This window comes from Bacillus sp. JHAA, assembly GCF_036961585.1.
Classification (GTDB): Bacteria; Bacillota; Bacilli; order Bacillales; family Bacillaceae; genus Bacillus; species Bacillus velezensis.
The window spans coordinates 225,724-243,539 of the sequence record NZ_JBAMDE010000002.1 but is presented as its reverse complement, the minus strand read 5'-3'; the positions used below and the strand labels follow the sequence as shown (position 1 = coordinate 243,539).

General features: G+C 44.3%; 23 protein-coding genes and 1 riboswitch. Of the genes, 4 read left to right on the top strand and 19 right to left on the bottom strand.

What is annotated here, in order from left to right; genetic code table 11:
- The 12 genes from V7728_RS05100 to V7728_RS05045 form a co-directional block, all read right to left on the bottom strand.
- Positions 1-726, bottom strand: a complete 726-nt coding sequence (locus tag V7728_RS05100) for an ATP-binding protein (protein ID WP_164969222.1) — start codon at positions 724-726, stop codon at positions 1-3.
- 46 nt (positions 727-772) lie between these two features.
- The gene (locus V7728_RS05095; RefSeq protein WP_327948300.1) at positions 773-1,747 is read right to left on the bottom strand and encodes a hypothetical protein; all 975 of its coding nucleotides are present in this window, start codon (positions 1,745-1,747) and stop codon (positions 773-775) included.
- Positions 1,748-1,913: 166 nt separating this feature from the next.
- A complete protein-coding gene (locus V7728_RS05090; RefSeq protein WP_335371332.1) occupies positions 1,914-2,753 on the bottom strand; it encodes a recombinase RecT in 840 nt (279 codons plus the stop codon).
- A gap of 2 nt (positions 2,754-2,755) precedes the next feature.
- Entirely contained in the window at positions 2,756-3,706 is a 951-nt protein-coding gene (locus V7728_RS05085) for a YqaJ viral recombinase family nuclease (RefSeq protein ID WP_335371331.1), read from the bottom strand.
- On the bottom strand, positions 3,706-3,891 hold the full coding sequence (locus V7728_RS05080) for a hypothetical protein (protein WP_335371330.1): 186 nt from the start codon (positions 3,889-3,891) through the stop codon (positions 3,706-3,708). Before V7728_RS05080 ends, V7728_RS05085 begins: the two co-directional genes overlap by 1 nt.
- Positions 3,884-4,501 carry a hypothetical protein gene (locus tag V7728_RS05075; protein ID WP_335371329.1) on the bottom strand — a complete coding sequence of 206 codons (618 nt, stop codon included), beginning with the start codon at positions 4,499-4,501 and terminating at the stop codon, positions 3,884-3,886. The genes V7728_RS05080 and V7728_RS05075 overlap by 8 nt, the downstream gene beginning before the upstream one ends.
- Before the next feature lie 111 nt (positions 4,502-4,612).
- Complete coding sequence (locus tag V7728_RS05070; RefSeq protein ID WP_073981971.1) at positions 4,613-4,813, bottom strand: YqaI family protein; 201 nt, start codon at positions 4,811-4,813, stop codon at positions 4,613-4,615.
- A complete protein-coding gene (locus V7728_RS05065) occupies positions 4,800-5,078 on the bottom strand; it encodes a hypothetical protein (RefSeq protein ID WP_016938674.1) in 279 nt (92 codons plus the stop codon). The genes V7728_RS05070 and V7728_RS05065 overlap by 14 nt, the downstream gene beginning before the upstream one ends.
- Positions 5,075-5,647 (bottom strand): helix-turn-helix domain-containing protein, encoded by a 573-nt coding sequence (locus V7728_RS05060; protein ID WP_127010345.1) that lies wholly within the window; start codon positions 5,645-5,647, stop codon positions 5,075-5,077. Before V7728_RS05060 ends, V7728_RS05065 begins: the two co-directional genes overlap by 4 nt.
- A gap of 68 nt (positions 5,648-5,715) precedes the next feature.
- Positions 5,716-6,414: a BRO family protein gene (locus V7728_RS05055; RefSeq protein ID WP_127010347.1), complete on the bottom strand. Its 699-nt coding sequence runs from the start codon at positions 6,412-6,414 to the stop codon at positions 5,716-5,718.
- A gap of 52 nt (positions 6,415-6,466) precedes the next feature.
- Positions 6,467-6,607, bottom strand: coding sequence for a hypothetical protein (locus V7728_RS05050; RefSeq protein WP_016938671.1), 141 nt, complete (start codon positions 6,605-6,607; stop codon positions 6,467-6,469).
- A 54-nt stretch (positions 6,608-6,661) separates the two neighbouring features.
- Positions 6,662-6,892, bottom strand: a complete 231-nt coding sequence (locus tag V7728_RS05045; protein WP_129003950.1) for a helix-turn-helix transcriptional regulator — start codon at positions 6,890-6,892, stop codon at positions 6,662-6,664.
- Between the two features lie 191 nt (positions 6,893-7,083).
- Here V7728_RS05045 and V7728_RS05040 point away from each other — a divergent pair, with 191 nt between their 5' ends.
- From V7728_RS05040 to V7728_RS05030, 3 genes are all read left to right on the top strand, one after another.
- Positions 7,084-7,488, top strand: a complete 405-nt coding sequence (locus V7728_RS05040; RefSeq protein ID WP_129003952.1) for a helix-turn-helix domain-containing protein — start codon at positions 7,084-7,086, stop codon at positions 7,486-7,488.
- A 442-nt stretch (positions 7,489-7,930) separates the two neighbouring features.
- Entirely contained in the window at positions 7,931-8,968 is a 1,038-nt protein-coding gene (locus tag V7728_RS05035; RefSeq protein ID WP_016938668.1) for a hypothetical protein, read from the top strand.
- Positions 8,969-9,112: 144 nt separating this feature from the next.
- The gene (locus tag V7728_RS05030; RefSeq protein ID WP_016938667.1) at positions 9,113-9,589 is read left to right on the top strand and encodes an ImmA/IrrE family metallo-endopeptidase; all 477 of its coding nucleotides are present in this window, start codon (positions 9,113-9,115) and stop codon (positions 9,587-9,589) included.
- A gap of 11 nt (positions 9,590-9,600) precedes the next feature.
- Here the strand turns inward: V7728_RS05030 and V7728_RS05025 are convergent, their stop codons facing one another.
- The 5 genes from V7728_RS05025 to sdhC all read right to left on the bottom strand — a co-directional run bounded on the left by V7728_RS05025 (position 9,601) and on the right by sdhC (position 13,561).
- Positions 9,601-9,780, bottom strand: a complete 180-nt coding sequence (locus V7728_RS05025; protein ID WP_016938666.1) for a helix-turn-helix domain-containing protein — start codon at positions 9,778-9,780, stop codon at positions 9,601-9,603.
- 120 nt (positions 9,781-9,900) lie between these two features.
- Positions 9,901-10,338 carry an acyl-CoA thioesterase gene (locus tag V7728_RS05020; RefSeq protein ID WP_043021579.1) on the bottom strand — a complete coding sequence of 146 codons (438 nt, stop codon included), beginning with the start codon at positions 10,336-10,338 and terminating at the stop codon, positions 9,901-9,903.
- Between the two features lie 59 nt (positions 10,339-10,397).
- A complete protein-coding gene (gene sdhB, locus V7728_RS05015) occupies positions 10,398-11,156 on the bottom strand; it encodes a succinate dehydrogenase iron-sulfur subunit (protein WP_003152575.1) in 759 nt (252 codons plus the stop codon).
- A gap of 2 nt (positions 11,157-11,158) precedes the next feature.
- Positions 11,159-12,919, bottom strand: coding sequence for a succinate dehydrogenase flavoprotein subunit (gene sdhA / locus V7728_RS05010; protein ID WP_003152573.1), 1,761 nt, complete (start codon positions 12,917-12,919; stop codon positions 11,159-11,161).
- Between the two features lie 33 nt (positions 12,920-12,952).
- Positions 12,953-13,561, bottom strand: a complete 609-nt coding sequence (gene sdhC / locus V7728_RS05005) for a succinate dehydrogenase cytochrome B558 (RefSeq protein WP_003152571.1) — start codon at positions 13,559-13,561, stop codon at positions 12,953-12,955.
- Between the two features lie 296 nt (positions 13,562-13,857).
- Here sdhC and V7728_RS05000 point away from each other — a divergent pair, with 296 nt between their 5' ends.
- Complete coding sequence (locus V7728_RS05000; RefSeq protein ID WP_013353101.1) at positions 13,858-14,304, top strand: YslB family protein; 447 nt, start codon at positions 13,858-13,860, stop codon at positions 14,302-14,304.
- A 46-nt stretch (positions 14,305-14,350) separates the two neighbouring features.
- Here the strand turns inward: V7728_RS05000 and V7728_RS04995 are convergent, their stop codons facing one another.
- On the bottom strand, positions 14,351-15,580 hold the full coding sequence (locus V7728_RS04995; RefSeq protein ID WP_025285071.1) for an aspartate kinase: 1,230 nt from the start codon (positions 15,578-15,580) through the stop codon (positions 14,351-14,353).
- A gap of 125 nt (positions 15,581-15,705) precedes the next feature.
- Positions 15,706-15,885, bottom strand: a riboswitch (Lysine riboswitch).
- 61 nt (positions 15,886-15,946) lie between these two features.
- Positions 15,947-17,719, bottom strand: coding sequence for an excinuclease ABC subunit UvrC (uvrC, locus tag V7728_RS04990; RefSeq protein ID WP_007408126.1), 1,773 nt, complete (start codon positions 17,717-17,719; stop codon positions 15,947-15,949).
- Between the last annotated feature and the right edge of the window lie 97 nt (positions 17,720-17,816).

Sequence of the window (17,816 nt, the reverse complement as noted above, 5' to 3'; positions counted from 1 at the left end):
CTATTCGTATAGTGATTGGAGCAGTAGGTCATTTTCCTGCTTGGCTTTTTTGCTCCTGATTTTTTCATCTGGCATACGAATTGGAAATGTCATTTTCTCAATCCGGCTGCTGATACGCCCTTCAGGATATTTAAGGTCTAATTCATCAATACTCAGATTACTTGTGAAGATAGTCGGTTTCTTATTTTGCAGTCTGTAATCAAGAATGCGTGTGAACGTTTCTTCAACCCAATCGCTGACTTTCTCAACGCCTATATCGTCCAGAATGGCAAGATCAGCCGTTTTGACAGCCTCGATAATGTCCGAGCTTTTCACCTTTGATTCTCCATCAAAGGTTTTTTTGATTTCACCGATTAGATCAGCAGTTGATGAATAAAGAATCTTCATAGGGCTTTCCGGCTTATCATGCATTTTTATGATGGCCTTTAGGATACTTGCAGCAAGCCGCGTTTTCCCGCTGCCCTTCTCATGACTGTGGAAATAAAGTCCTTTTCCTTGCTCGCGCATCATATCGAATTTAAGTACATAGTTTTTTGAGGCCCTTTTGGCATTGGCTGCCCGCTCTTTAGAAATATCCTGATCGTAAACATCAATTTCAAAAGAGTTTAAAGTGACATCCTTAAATTCTTCCGGTAGCCGGGCGCTGAGCAGTTTATTTTCTAGCGCCTTAATGGCTTTACAAGGGCACTCTTTCATAAACTCCGTGTTTTCTTTGTGATCCTTCACCCATATGAGCCCTGAGCCGTCGCATTGTTTATAAATGCAGTTTTCCTCAGAAATCACAGTGAGTGTCTCGTATCTTTCCTGAGAGGCCCTTTTCACGGGCAAGCGCTTCGAGTCTTTCAACTTCTGCGCTAGATGTGGATTGGCTTTCTCCAACTGCTTTAGGGCGGTTGCTAAACTGTTCATGATTTCCTCGTCCTCCCCGGTTCATTAATTTCATAAGGCCCTGCCGTGCTTTATGATCACTCGTTCCCCGGAGGATACCGAGTGTGTACGCTTCTTTGCGGTCGTCGTATTTCTCAGCATGTTCCCACATAGCGTAATGAAGCTGATCGACGCTGTACTTACTCATTTTTTCTATATGGTTCGCAAGCAACTTCGCGGAAATTTTGCAATGCGAACGTGTAAGCCGGATGCAGTCAAGATATTGAACAAGTATGCCTTTTTTGATGCCTTCCGGAAGCGCGCCCATTTTAATAACCATGTCAGCGAATTTTTCAATTTCTTTTTCACTCGCCAGATTCATATTTTTTAATTCTGCTGCACTTAAAGCGTCCTTTAGTGTGTCTTCGTTGCTGATCTGTTGCGGCATTAAGTGATCAGCGTAATCAGGAATGTTTTTGAATTTACCTTGGTCTTGCATGTCCTCACCCTTTTTATGTTCTTGTTCCGAATCCCCGGTATCCACTGGCGGAAATGAATCTGATTTTTTCCCGTAATTCTTTATGTTTTGAAGCTTCTCATAATCAACAATTGTGATAATAGTTGCTTTGTTCTGCTTCATTCGTCTTGTTTTAATCAATCCTGCTGTCTCAAGTTTGCCGAGAGAGTACCGCATTTTTTTAAGATCAATAGATAGGTCCCTCGCAAGCTCCGCCACATTAATCATTGCTTCACCTGTTTTTAATGATCCAACGGGAGCGAAAACGGCCTCTTCGAGTAAACACATATAAAGAATCTTTTCGCGCCTATTTGCAAACTGCTGGCGGGGCTGAATAACATAACCCATGCCTTGCATTTCCAAGCCGCTCACCTACTTCCTTTCACACAGTGCTGTCATGCCGCTGATGCGGACTAAACTCAAGCCCGGTTCATTTGTTCGGATATAACCCTGAACATAATCACGGAACAGTTGCGCCCGGTTAGGCGCCCCTTCTGTCATCCACTTGTAACAGAAGGGTATGCTAACCTCAATCAAATGGCAGGTCATTTTCACTAATGTCTACAGGCTTACCGTCAAAGGGATCGACATCCTGCGCGCTTGGTTTTTCTTCTGACACTTCGGCATCAATGATTTCCGGCTCTGCCATTTCGTCAGTAATATCAACCCGCTCACGTTCCTCGTCATCCTCGATAACTGCCTTTTGCATCTCAACTGAGAGAATCCCCCACCTACTAAGCATAGATTTCAGAACGGTTTTAAGCGCCATTGCGTCCCAATCCTTACCCCATCCAAAATCTGATTTACTGAATTTCTTTTTGTGTTTCTCTACTTGCGTTTTTGTCCAGTAGACTGTTTTGCTGAAACCGTTCAGTAATTCGAAGTAGGCAGCGTAGCCCTCCACTTTCTCTGATGCTCGCTTTTCAAAATCAATTTCGATTTCTTCTGTTAACGGATTCCACTTCTGAAGCTCACCCTCGTGAATTGCTATGCAGTTAATAGATTTGTATTGACCTGTCCGCAACGCAAGCTGGATATATCCTTTGTATCCAAGCTGGAATTGCGCTTTGCCGCTATACGGAACTATCCACGCATAGCCTAAATTTTTATCAACCGGCAGATCAAGCGTAGCCGCTACCATAGCCGCAGAGATAACAGACATTGGCTCTGCCTTCTGAAGCATCTTCTCGCTTGTGTACAGACTCAGAATGGATGCAGTGAACTGGGGCGCCCTTTTCCCTAAGACCGTTTCAAACCGATTGATTACAGCAGGTGAAGCAAGAAGCCCCTTCATCGTTGTTCCCTGCGGCTGCCCTGGCGCGTTATTCTGTTTTTGAATGTTATTTTTAAGTGATTCATTTGTAGCCATATTTAGCCAACCTCCTTAATTCCAAAGCGTCTGTATTGCACTTCTTTTGTGACTTTCTCATATACATCTGGAAACTGCTCTTTCAGTTTATTAGTGTCGATCCGGTTAGTTATAACCGGTTTCCAGCTAGTCTGATAGTTTCCAATGAATCCGTATTCTGCTTCCTTCATTTCGTGCTTGATTTGGTTTTCTAATTCTTTCGCCTGCAATTGCAATTCAGCGATGCTTTCCTTTAATTGCAAATACTGCTTTATCCGTTCACGGTTTACCGCTGTAAGATCAATAACCTTGTTGCTTTCCGTTTCCGCATACCTTTTTTTCAGATATTCTTCTGCTGCGCTTGATCCGTCCAATGCGGGAGCAACCCCACCTAACACCGCAGTATTCCAAAACTCGACTTCGGCAGTGAATATCATTTCGATTAATTCATCATCCCGCTCAATTTCTTTCCAGACGAATTTATTGCCGCCGATCAGAACAGCAAAGTATGCTTTTTTATACTCGGGACCAAGCACGCCAAGATAGTGCTGGACCTGAACAATATAGTCAGCAGGGATCTCGTCATTTTCCCATTCTTTCAAGTTGTATTCCGATGTGGTCTTACATTCCAGAATGGCCTTTTCTCCAACGATCATTCGGTCAACATTCGCCAAAATGAAATCATGTTCAGGATGCTTCAGCATGGATTTTTTACGCCTAACTTTTTTCCCACTCCGTACTTCAAATTCTTTTGCGACAATGTCCTCAAGGATTGAGCCGAAGTAAGCCGCCTCGCTGGCTGACTCACTGACCGGAACTTGTCCCGTTTTGTCCAGCCATAATTCGAATGCGGTTCTCCATTTGTTTAACCCCAGGATTACGGAGGCATCAGAACCACCGATGCCCTTCCGTCTTTCCATTAGCCATTCTTCACGGCTCATATCTGCAGTTTTTGCAAATATCTCAGCCTGCATCAGAGCAGCCCCACCCTTCTCTTGTATGCTTCCGCACCAAGTTGCTGCCATTCTCGATATGCGGCCATTGATGGGAAAGAAAATACGGGTTTGCCTTTACTGAACATGATCGAGCCGCCGACTTGTCTCAAACGCTTCTGATCGTCCGTTCGGTCACTGAAAGATGCTGTTACTGGTTTAGGCATCGTATCTTCCCTCCTTTTTTTCCTCATAGAAGTTATTGGCTCTGTATACGAATCCCTCTGAATCTTCCTGCCCCCACGCATCGTTTGCAGGTTTGATTTGAACACGCGTTCCGCAGTTATCACATGGTGTAAAACGGAATCCTTGGGGGACGTGTTTTGTTTCACTTAATCCACATGAAGGGCATGAAAATCTTGTTTTCCACTTTTCACGCTCCCCCTTTTCGTTTGTAGGGAAAACAATTGGCGTCGCCAAACGGCGTTCACTGTTCAACCATTGAACCTGTCTTGGTCTTGAATTGATTTTTTCGGCAGGTTCAGCTTTTTCAGCAAGCCGATTTGTCACTGTTTTTGTTGCCTCTCTCGCATCTGCCGCGCCTGCCTTATCGGTGTTTTTTTCTACGTCATCCTTTTGAGGAATAGCAGTAATAGACTCTGCTGTTTGACAGGCTGCCGTAGATATTTGTTCGGGACGGATACGGCCAGGCATTTCATCGGCATTCATGTAAGTAATAATTTGATGGATAATTGAGCTTGCTTCCCGAGCTGTTAAACTGTCAGCTTCAAAATTCGCTTTTTTACCGATATTGTTTTCAAGGTTTAATTTGATCATTGTTATCTCCCCCGATTTCTAATTGTTTTTAGACAGGTAATTTGGTATAATTAAAGGAACATTTCTTTACCAAAAGACCTTTTGAAGTCCACTCTGCAAAGTGGGCTTTTTTTATTGTGCTGAATGAAATTTAAATCCAAGTTGCTCCTTTAAGTAGCGTTTAAGATTGTCTTGTAGAATTATCTCGCCGCAGTCGATTACATAATTATCTGCTGACGTTACTTCGTCCCCGAAAAAGTCCTTTTTTGTTTCCGGTTCAGTCGCCTTGTCATGCCAGTTGTTCAGAACCATCGGATTTTCAATATGCTGCATCAACCAAAAACCTCCTTTGAAATTCCTGAGCAGTTGCAGGACTCATATACTTAACTGGTTGTACCATCCGAAGAAACTCTCTTTTTTCGGCCTTATAATCTTCCAGTCTCGCGCTTGCTTGCTGCATCCTTGTATATGCTGCATCTGCTTGTTTAAAGTCACCGCTTATTAAAGATTTGCTGAGAATTTTCGAATATTCTTCAATCACTATCATTTCTAATTTGGCCGCGTTACGCCTCTTCACCAGCACTTTGTCATCAATCACACCAGCACCGCCTGCCTTCCCTCTTGTTTTGCCATTGCAACCTGACTCATGAGCGCCTTACGCGTCCACCTGTCGGCCAGGTCCTTCATGTTCAAACCATGACTGCGGACCAGTGAATATATCAACGTTTTGTTCGCTGGGATCAGATCGAAAATCTGCTTAATATCAGCCATTGGCAGTTCTTCCGACTGTCGGCCCGGCCTATCGTTCGCCAGCCAGCGCGATAACTGCCGTGTTGCTTGCAATGCTTCTTCAAGCTGATGGATCATGTTAATTACCGCCGCGCTTGCACTCTCGTTAAGAGCTGGATCAATTGGCGCCGCCGCTGTCGGATGCAGTTTGAAGAGGTAATGTACGAGATCAATATGTTCGTATGCGCCGCACGCTTCAAACCACTTGATGCATAATTCCGGAGTAAGCTTGCTGAATCCATTTTCAACGTCCGAAACATACCGCTGATCCTTCCCACCTATCAAATTACCGATCTGGTATTGTGCAAGCCCTGCCGCTTTGCGAACACTACGCATGATCCGGGGTAGATTATGCAAATTGTATGGGTTGTTCTCCATATGTTTGCCTCCTGATATATCCAGTTGTTCACTGGTAAAATTTAATTAATGAAGGAACTCGAAAGGCTTTAGGAAACCTTCCGAGGAATCCAATTTTCTATATATTTGATTGCGGATAACAGCTCCCGGCGCTTTATGTCTTTGTAGCTTGCAACGCCGAACCGGTCTTTTATCTCACGGTGTATTTCTCTGAAAAGCCTGGCCGCTTCTTCCTTACCTTCCGTGATGCTATAAACCCGGCGCGCGACTACTTTTTGAAACCGGCGCTGTTCTCCGGAATCCAGGGTGATTTGCTCGTCCACTTTTTGACTGAGCTCACCGATCTGTTTTTCATGATGGAACAACACTTTTTGCATTTTTTGCTGTTGTTCTGCTGTACTTAAAGTGAGTTTTAGCGATTCGATTCGCTGTTCTTCATCGGATAATACTCTCGGGCCGCCGTACTGGCCTGTTTTGCGTAATGTTGGTAACAAGTCATCAAACACCCATGATTCGAACTGAGTTGCGGCGGGAAGCCTTGATTTTACGATCAGCCGATACAAATTTCCTTCGTTGATAAATTTTTTCTGTTGTGTCCGATCCATTGAATCGGTGACCTCGTGAAACGCGACCCCACTTACCAAGCAATGTTTTGATATGGCGTCATGTGGATTTGCGTAGCCGAGTGCCTCAGCAGCTTCAGTTGCGCCGAAATAGTCTTTGTTGTTAATTTGAATGATTGGCAGCTCTCCAAACTGCTTATGGGAGAAGTTTTGCAGTTGATTCATGTTGTTGTGGCCTCCTTTGCTTGTCCACCAAAAAAAGGTGAAGCAGAAAATTTTAAGCGTTTAACTTCAGGTCTTTTTTTGAAGTGAAATACGGTTCCAGAGCTTTACGGAAGCATTCTTCTCTGTCCATTGTTCCGTAATACTCTTTGCCGATTTTGATGTTCGTTGTTTTAGTCTTTGTTTGTTTAGCCATTGCGCTCACCTCACGACAGTGTATTCATGTTGGACAGATGGACTACCCAAGGAATTAAGCTGATTCCTGAGAACCCTTATGTTTCATATCGTTACCTTCATCTTCAAAAAAAAACGTCCAAGGTAAATCTAGAATTACGCCGATTCTTTTTGAAACGGGGACACTCGGCTTTCTGCTACCGTTCTCGATCATTGTGTAATAAGCACGTTCGATTTTTGCTGCTGTAGCGACATCCTGCTGTGTATACCCCTTTTCTAAGCGTTGATGTTTCAACCATTCTCTCAAGTTTTATCACCTCCAAAAACAAAATGTAACGTTTCGTTACTTACATAATAGTATCATATCGTTACATTGTCAACATAAAATATCAAAAAAAGCGCAAAAAAGTTTCTATTCGTTACATACACTTATATGTAACTAATTGTTACGTTAAAATGATAAACAAAGTAACTTTTAATAAAGGCAGGTGTATATCATTGTTTAAAGACAACTTGAAGCAGGCCAGAAAAGAAAGGAAATTCACACAGCAGTATATGGCCGATAAGCTTGGCATAACTCGTCCTGCCTATACTGCATATGAATTAGGCAGCCGAGAGCCAGATCATAAAACCTTAATAGCCATATCGAATATATTAGATGTTTCAACTGATTATCTTTTAAAAGGGGTAACTGAAGAAAAGCGAGAAAAAATCTTTAATGACGAAGCGCTAAAAATTTTAGAGAACCCTGACACATTAATTGCCGCTGCTGATGGTAAGATCACTGATTCTATCCTAAAGGCAGCACAGAAGATAATTGCGCAGCAATTAGAGGCAGGCCGCAAACCGGGGGATATTCGCAACAACAAATATAAGCCGGACAAGCCAACTGATGAAAGTTGATTTTTTTAGTATGTAGTGACACAAATAATTACATAATTTCATCACCTTGATAAACCGATCTTTTGTTTATCAAAAAACGACGTCTTTGTTATTTTAGTTATCTTTAGTTATTTAGTTATCTAATAGAAGAAACCCAACAAAAACGAATGGAAACTAATGTAAGTCAATCCGTATCCCAATGTTAAATATTACAAGTGGATAAACCTACGTTTATCAAGGCTTCGCGAAATATCCCGTATCCCAATCGTGTTCCTCCCGTGTCCCAATGGTATACCAGAGTAGTACCAAAAAAATCAGAGGAAAATACGGTGTTAAATCGCATTAAAAAGCGCTTATATAGAGAGAAAATTGCCGCTTTTATACAGAGAAGACAATAAAAAATTCCGGCTTCTGCCGATATAAATAAAGTGTATTCATTTCTACAAAAAAGGGGAAAATTGCTTTGAAAAAATGGTTGTTAGGTATTGGGGCGTTAACATTAAGTTTTTCTTTAGCTGCATGCAATTCTGACTCAACATCTTCTAAAGGGGATGACTCTTCGAACAAAACAAAGTCACTTTCCTTAGAAGACCAGTTAAAAAAAGATGCAAAGCCATATGATTACGCTCAAGTTAATAGCGCTGGAATAAAAAAGGGCACCAAAATTGTTATTGAAGGTGACGTAACATATGCAGATAACGTGGATGATGACGGGAAGACAGTTTCGAAAAATGTAGCGTTCACTGTGAGCAAAAACAGTGATGGTTCAGAGGCTTACACTGTCAGCAATAAAAGCTCTGACAAATTCAAACTGCAAGATACTGTTAAAATCTATGGTACATACGAGGGGCGTGAATCAGGCACCTCCATGCCTAAAGTCAAAGCCGTTGTAGTGGAAAAAGTCGATAAGAAAAAAGAGCAAGCAAAAAAAGACGCTGCAATTAAAGACAAATTCCAAAAAACAGGCGAAGGCGATATTGAAGGATTAGGACATGTAAAGACTATTGGCATCGGGTACAGCGATGAAGTAGGTATTGACGGAAAAGACACACCACTGAAGCCTGTTAAAATGGGTGATATGAAACTGTATATCGAAAGCGTCAGAGTCTTGGAGATTACGCCAACGGAAGACGCCAAGTCCCTTTATTTTAATGATCAAGACAAGGTACGATCAGTTGTAATGGAATTGAAGGCCGAAAACACTTCTTCAAAGGATATTACATTCCATCCGAATCAATCTGTGATTGTAACAAACACAGGCGAACAAGTCGAAACTGATATGGGCTTAATGGGCGAAGTAGGCGGAGACTTTTTAGGAAAAGTAAAGAAAGAAGATCAGACATGGTGGGTTTTAAAGGATAATTCAAAGGATATTAAAAATATTAAAATGATTATTCCAGCTCCGACCGATTCCAAAACATTTGATGAGCTCGGAACAGAAAAAAGGATCGATTTCAACATTCTTAGTTTTGAGGATGCGAAGAAAAAGGACGAAAAATAACAATTGCCCTCTTGCGGGGGCATTTCTTTTTCGCTTAAAATAGAACATATGTTTGATCCATAATTTTCAATAGGCTATTGGACACATTTACCATAGGAAGATTGTACACATTTTAATTTCCACATATTTAAGGGGGCGTTCACCTTGGTATACACAAAAAGTCATCTGGAAGATTGGATTGAAAGGCTATATAGAGAAATAAACATTCTCCATCCATCTGACATTAATTTTGATCATATCGCTCATGCGCTGGATATTTTAATCGTATACAATCCGGTAACCAGTTTTGCGCTGCGCTTTAAGGGAATGTTCACCATTTCTTTAGATTCCCGAAAGTCCAGAAAAGAACAATGGCTCGATTTTTCTCATGAGGTTTGCCACGAGTTCAGACATGAAAATAATGATAAGATCATGCCGATTTATTGGAAAGAATACTTAGAGTGTCAGGCGAATTATTTTGCATATCATTTCTGCATCCCAACATTTATGCTCCGGCAAATTGAAATCCCTCATAATCAATACTTCGCGGCGCAGGTCATTGCCGACATATTCAAAGTGCCTGAATCATTTGCATATCTCCGCTTAAATATGTACTTAAACAAAGCCAGGCTGATCATATAAAAAGAGCCTTTTCAGGCTCTTTGTTTGCAACAGGTATGCATCTCATTTGAAATGTGATTCCGTACAGTTTTTTCACTGATAAATAGCTCGCTTGCAATTTCCTTTGTTGTCTTGTCTTGAACGAGCAATTCGAATACTTCTCTTTCTCTTTTGGTCAGCAGCGGCTTTGATTGAAAATCTTTCTCCTTCAAGTATTGTAACCCTCCTTGCTAAGGTGAGAGCGAATCTGAAACGAATGGGTTTATATAGTCAAGATATCATATGTAAAAGGCGCTTCGGAGGTGACGTCTCTTAGAGAAATAGTTATCCGTTCAGGCGAGCAGAATGCCTTTCTCCCGCTCCGTCCAGCTGACCGCTTTGCCGCTTTTCTTCGACACTTGAACCATGACGACGGAACCTGTAAAGCACGGCAGGCCCGACTCATTTTCTCCAAGGTAATGAAGGGTGACGGACGCATTTCCGACAGCGCTTGCTTTCACATAAATCCGCAGATTTTCATACGGCATCACCTGACGCATATAGTCGCACTGCTGGCTTGCGACGACCGTCATCGTTTCCGAGTTTTGCGCCGTTATGCCTCGCTGTTTAAAATAAGCGATCCGCGCTTCTTCAAAATAGATGAAAGGGGTTACATTATTCATATGGCCGAACATATCCGTTTCTGAAAAACGAACCGATACTTCAGTAAAGAAAGAAAACGACTGTCTCCATTCTTCAAACGGGATATCAATATATTGCGGCTGTTTCATCACCTTCAGCTCCTTATAAAAAAACCTCTCCCGTGCGGAAGAGGCTCTTTTTCTCTTTCTTATACTCTGTCGCTTCCGAAGAAATTACGGAATGCTTGTAAATTGGTATCTCTGTTCAAAGCGGCGATTGAAGTCGTAAGCGGAATGCCTTTCGGGCAGGATTGAACACAGTTTTGTGAATTCCCGCAATCTCCGAGGCCGCCGTCTGTCATTAACGCTTCTAAACGTTCTGCTTTGTTCATCGCGCCCGTCGGATGGGCGTTAAACAGACGGACTTGCGACATCGGGGCAGGCCCCATGAATTTCGACTTGCTGTTGACGTTCGGGCAGGCTTCGAGGCAGACGCCGCATGTCATGCATTTAGATAATTCATATGCCCACTGGCGGCGTTTTTCCGGCATTCTCGGCCCCGGCCCCAAATCGTAAGTTCCGTCAATCGGCACCCATGCTTTCACTTTTTTCAGTGAATCAAACATTCTGCTGCGGTCAACCTGAAGGTCACGGACAACCGGGAATGTTTTCATCGGCTTCAGACGGATCGGCTGTTCCAGCTTATCAATCAGCGCCGTACATGACTGGCGCGGTCTCCCGTTGATGACCATGGAGCAGGCGCCGCATACTTCTTCAAGACAGTTCATGTCCCATGCGACCGGAGTGGTTTTCTCTCCTTTTGCATTCACGGGATTTCTGCGGATTTCCATCAGGGCGGAAATCACGTTCAGATTCGGGCGGTAATTGATTTCGAATTCTTCATCGTATGGCGCGCTTTCGGGCGTATCCTGACGTGTAATGATAAACCGTATCTTTTTCTCACTCATGATTATTTCGCCACCTTCTTCTTCGAGTAGTCGCGTTTACGGGGCGCAATCAGTGATACATCGACATCCTGATATTCAAATTCCGGAGCTTCAAACGGACCGGCATGTTTAGCCATCGTCGTTTTGAGCCACTCATCGTCATTTCTTTCAGGGAAATCCGGTTTATAGTGCGCTCCCCGGCTTTCATTTCGGTTATATGCGCCGAGCGTGATGACTCTGGCAAGCTGAAGCATATTGGAGAACTGGCGGGTGAACATCGCGCCTTGGTTGCTCCATTTTGTCGTATCGTTGATATTGATTTTCTTAAAGCGTTCCATCAGCTCTTGGATCTTGTCATCCGTTTTCAAAAGCTTGTCGTTGTGGCGGACCACCGTGACGTTGGCCGTCATCCATTCTCCGAGCTCACGGTGAAGCACGTAGGCATTTTCGTCGCCGTCCATCTTCATGATATCGGCCCATTTTTCTTCTTCTTTTTTCACATAGGAATCAAATAATGAAGAAGACAGGTCTTCCGCTGATGTTTCAAGTCCGGAAACATATTTCACCGCATTCGGTCCGGCCACCATTCCTCCGTAGATGGCGGAAAGCAGAGAGTTCGCCCCTAAACGGTTTCCTCCGTGCATTGAATAATCACATTCACCCGCTGCGAACAGTCCGCGGATGCTTGTCATCTGATCATAATCAACCCACAGTCCGCCCATTGAATAGTGAACGGCAGGGAAAATTTTCATCGGAAGCTTGCGCGGGTCATCGCCCATGAATTTTTCATAGATTTCGATAATGCCGCCAAGCTTAACGTCAAGCTCTTTCGGATCTTTGTGCGACAGATCGAGATACACCATGTTTTCTCCGTTGATGCCGAGTTTCTGATTCACGCACACGTCAAAGATTTCACGTGTCGCAATATCCCGCGGCACGAGGTTTCCGTAAGCCGGATATTTTTCCTCAAGGAAGTACCAAGGTTTTCCGTCTTTATACGTCCAGACTCTTCCGCCCTCGCCGCGCGCCGATTCACTCATCAGACGCAGTTTATCGTCCCCCGGGATTGCTGTCGGGTGAATTTGGATAAATTCGCCGTTTGCATAATAAGCGCCCTGCTGATAGACGATTGATGCGGCAGATCCCGTGTTGATCATGCTGTTTGTTGATTTTCCGAATACGATTCCGGGACCTCCCGTCGCCATAATAACGGCGTCAGAACGGAATGACTCGATTTGCATATTGGTCAGATTTTGGGCTACGATACCGCGGCACGTGCGCTCATCGTCAAGAACGGCGCCGAGGAATTCCCAGCCTTCATATTTTGTGACGAGACCCGCCACTTCATATCTGCGCACCTGCTCGTCCAGTGCGTAAAGAAGCTGCTGACCCGTCGTCGCTCCCGCGTATGCGGTTCTGTGATGCTGTGTACCCCCGAAACGGCGGAAGTCCAAGAGCCCTTCCGGCGTTCTGTTAAACATAACCCCCATGCGGTCCAATAAGTGGATAATGGACGGCGCCGCTTCACACATCGCTTTTACAGGAGGCTGGTTTGCCAAAAAGTCGCCTCCGTATACCGTGTCATCAAAATGCTCAAACGGAGAGTCTCCTTCCCCTTTTGTGTTGACAGCTCCGTTTATCCCGCCCTGCGCGCAGACCGAGTGAGAGCGTTTGACCGGAACGATGGAAAACAATTTAACGGCCGTGCCTGATTCCGCTGCTTTAATTGTCGCCATGAGGCCGGCAAGACCCCCGCCGACTACGATAATGCTTGATTGACTCATGATAGCCCCTCTCCCTCTAGTAATCTAGTTCTCTTACACAAACGCAAAAATCGCTTTTAAACCTACGTATGAAAGCGCTAAAAATATAATCAGCGTCACGTAAGTCGAAATTCTTTGAGAACGCGGCGTGACCGTGATCCCCCATGTGACCGCAAAAGACCATAAGCCGTTTGAAAAGTGAAAAATGACCGATAAAACGCCTACAATGTAAAAACCGAGCATAAACGGCGAGCTCAAAATATTCGCCATCATATCGAAGTTGACTTCAGCGCCCATCTGCGCGGCAATCCGCGTCTGCCACACATGCCAGCTGACGAAAATAAGGGTGAGAATACCAGTGACACGCTGAAGCACAAACATCCAGTTTCTGAAATAACTGTAGTGGCCAGCGTTGTTTTTCGCAGTAAATGCTATGTACACACCGTAAACCGCATGATAAATTAAAGGTAAGAAAATAATAAAAATTTCTAACGCATACCTGAACGGCAGACTGTCCATAAAGCCGGCCGCCTTGTTAAACGCATCCGCTCCCCTTGCGGCAAATTGGTTGACGACTAAATGCTGGATCAAAAAGATGCCGACCGGAATAACACCGAGCAAGGAATGCAATCTTCGAAAATAAAACTCTCTGTTCCCAGACATTACTTTACCCCCTGTTTGATTTAAGTGCGAAATGTACTAAAATCTCTGCCCCCACTTCGTTTCAATTGTAAGCACTTTATTAAAATTTATTGACAATTTCATTTTACTCCTACCTCAAAAGGGCGTCAAGAAAACGTGTACATAAATTATAATTTTCGGAATTGATTATCTGGAGGGAAAATTTTATTTTCCTGCGATATCTTTCTCACATTTTTTCGCGTGTTTTATAGGATCATCCTGTAATCCTCCCCCCTGTTTAAGCTATAATAAACGAAGGAGAGAGGGGAATACATAATATGAAGAATAATTATGAAGCAGCTTTAGAACCTTTAACTGAACTCGACGTCAGCGCATACGGCTACGAATTAATCCGGGAAATCGTGCTTCCGGATATCCTCGGCCCGGAGCATTCATCGATGATGTATTGGGCGGGAAAACGCCTCGCCCGCAAATTTCCTCTTCAATCGTGGGAAGAAATCCCCGCCTTTTTTGAAAAAGCCGGCTGGGGAACTTTGACAAACACAGGATCAAAAAAACAAGAACTGGAATTTGAACTGGAAGGACCGCTCGTATCCAGCAGGCTCAAACATCAGAAAGAGCCTTGTTTTCAGCTTGAAGCCGGTTTTATAGCCGAACAGATTCAATTGATGAACGATCAGATTGCAGAATCTTATGAACAGGTAAAAAAGAGAGCGGATAAAGTCGTCCTGACTGTAAAATGGGATATGAAAGACCCTGTATAATTGAAAAAAGGCGGTGACTCCAAGTCCCGCCTTTTTGCCTGCCCGTTTACACGGCAGACGGCTGTTTAGAAAGCTCAAACGCATCATGAAGCGCTTCGACCGCTTTCACCATATCATTTTCGCTGACAACCGCTGATACTTTTATTTCAGATGTGCTCACCATTTTGACTTGTACATTTTTTTCCGCCAGTACGGCAAACATGTCCGCGGCGACGCCGGGATTTGAAACCATGCCCGACCCGACAATGGAGACTTTCGCCAGTTTTCTTTCGGTTTCAATTTTTTCATAGTCAAGCGCGTTTTTATATTCTTCAAGCACGGCGACCGTTTGCGCGGCATCTTCCGTTTTCACTGAGAAAGAAATATCCGCTTCCCCATCGTCCGACTGTGTCTGAATAATAATGTCAACGTTGATGTTTCGTTTTGCCAGCGCGGTGAAGATTGTTGAAAGTGTTGTCAATCCGCTTGCAAGGCCTGTAACGGACACCCTCGTGATCTGGTCTTCAAATGCAATTCCTCTGACGATTAAATTCTGCTCCATTGATGATTCCTCCTCAATTAATGTTCCCGCTTCATGTTCCGTACTAGACCGCACTTCTAAAGGCACTTGGTAGTTTTTCGCGAACTCAACCGCCCGCGGGTGAAGAACACCCGCTCCCAGATTTGCAAGCTCCAGCATTTCATCATAAGAAATTCCCGCCAGTTTTCTCGCTGACCGGACATACCGCGGATCTGTCGTAAATACGCCCGGAACATCTGTATAAATGTCGCATTTATCCGCTTCCAGCGCTGCGGCAAGAGCGACCGCCGTCGTATCGGAACCGCCCCGTCCGAGCGTCGTGATGCCTCCGTCTTCCGTTACGCCCTGAAAACCGGCAACGACTGTAATCCTGCCTTCTGCAAGCTGCGAACGAATCGCCGTGATATCAATATCCGTAATTCTCGCATTGCCGTGAACGGCTTCCGTGCGGACACCCGCCTGCCAGCCCGTATAAGAGACGGCGTCATATCCTTTTTCCTGAAGCGCCATGGCCAAAAGCGAAATCGTGACCTGCTCTCCCGTAGACAAAAGCATATCCATCTCGCGTCTGCTTGGTTCAGATGTGATTTCAGCCGCGAGGTTAACGAGCGCGTCGGTTGATTTTCCCATTGCCGAAACGACGACTACGACATCATGGCCTTTTTGCTTTTCAGCAATGGCGCGATTTGCGGCATTTTGAATTTTTTCGGCAGAGCCGACGGAAGTGCCTCCGAATTTTTGTACGATAAGACCCATACTAGACCACCCTTTACATTTTGGTTCGTGCGGGTGAGGAGAAAAGAGCGTTTTGTCCACAATAAAAAAAGCAATGAGAGGAATAGCTCTCATTGCTTTTTCATATCATTACGATTGATTATGAACAACGAGATAGCCCTCCAAGAAAATGAATTCTTGACAGCCTTACATTTATTTAATGCAAGGCCAGCGAATCACACCGATGGGATGTGATACACTTCGGCGACGCTCCCCTTTCAGCCTTTTTCGCAGAATCCATCATTCTCCAAAGGCTTACTATTGAAGTTCGCACCTCTATCTTCACCATATAACACGATCTTATGAAATTAGTTCACATTCTAGCAGATTTTTCAGAAAAGCACAATACTATTTTTTTAATTTTTCAAACAGCAGCTGGGCCGCCGCGGCCGGCACACCCGCTTTTTTGATATCGTCAAGGCTTGCTTCCTTCATCTTTTTGACAGATCCGAAATGTTTTAAGAGCATTTTTTTGCGTTTTTCGCCGATTCCGGGGATATCGTCCAGAACGGATTGAAAGACGCTTTTTCCCCGGATCTGTCTGTGAAAGCTGATCGCAAAACGGTGAACTTCGTCCTGAATGCGCTGAAGCAGGTAAAACTCTTGGCTGTTCCGCTCCAGAAACACCGGTTCAAGCGGGTCGCCGATCAAAAGGTTGGATGTTCGGTGTTTATCATCTTTCGCCAATCCCGCTACCGGGACATCAAGGCCGAGCTCATTCTCAAGCACGTCGCGCGCCGCGTTAATCTGCCCTTTTCCGCCGTCAATAATGATTAAATCCGGCAGCGGAAGATTTTCGCGGAGCACCCTCGTGTACCTTCTTCTGACGACTTCCCTCATTGAGCCGTAATCATCCGGCCCTGTTACGGTTTTAATTTTATATTTGCGGTATTCCTTTTTATTCGGTTTTCCGTCAATAAAGACAATCATGGCCGATACGGGGTTTGTGCCTTGAATATTGGAGTTGTCAAACGCTTCAATCCGATGCGGCGTATAAATATTCAGCGCTTCGCCGAGCCGTTCGGCTGCACCGATTGACCGTTCCTCATCCCGCTCGATTAACGAGAATTTTTCCCGCAGAGCGATTTTCGCATTTTTGTGCGCAAGCAAAAGCAGCTCTTTTTTCGGGCCTTTTTTCGGCTGATGCACGGCGGTTTCCAACAGCTCGGTGATCATGTCCCTGTCAACGCTGTCAGGCACCAGAATTTCCTTAGGCAGAAAGTGATTGTTTTTAGAGTAGAACTGGCCGATGAAGGTCAGAAATTCTTCATCCGCTTCCTGATACATCGGAAACATGCTGACGTCGCGTTCGATCAGTTTTCCTTGGCGTATGAAAAAGACTTGGACGCACATCCAGCCTTTATCGTAGGCATATGCAAACACATCGCGGTCCAGAAGGTCATTCATGGTCATTTTTTGCTTCTCCATCGTCGATTCGATGTGAGCAAGCTGATCGCGGAATTCTTTAGCCCGTTCAAATTCAAGCTTTTCCGCCGCTTCTGCCATTTTCGCTTCGAGCTCTTTTTTGATTTCGTTATGCCCTCCCTTTAAAAAACGGGTAATGTCTTCAACAATCTCGCGGTTTGTCTCCTCAGATATATCCTTTACACATGGGGCGAGGCATTGTCCGAGATGATAATAGAGACAGACGCGGTCCGGAAGCTTTGAGCATTTCCTGAGCGGGTAAAGGCGGTCCAGCAGTTTTTTCGTTTCCCGCGCCGCCTGCACATTCGGATACGGGCCGAAATAGCGTCCTTTGTCTTTTTTGACATTCCGGGTGACAATCAGCCGCGGATGGCGTTCATGGGTGATTTTAATAAAGGGATAGGTTTTATCATCTTTCAGCATGACATTGTATTTCGGATCGTATTTTTTAATCAGATTCATTTCCAAAATAAGCGCTTCAAGATTGGAGGAAGTCACGATATATTCAAAGTCCTCAATCTCCGACACAAGCCGTTGGGTTTTTGCGTCGTGAGAACCGGTGAAATAAGATCGCACCCTGTTTTTCAAGACTTTCGCTTTCCCCACGTAGATGACTGTTTTTTGACGGTCTTTCATTAAATAACAGCCCGGCTGATCGGGAAGGAGGGCCAGCTTTTCTTTCAGTTGTTTATTCATACGTTACCCTTCCTTACATTCATTTCTCGTGTCCATTCAGTGTATCACGAACATTTGTTTTTCTCCATTCTCAGCTTTTGGAAGATCAAAAAAGGCG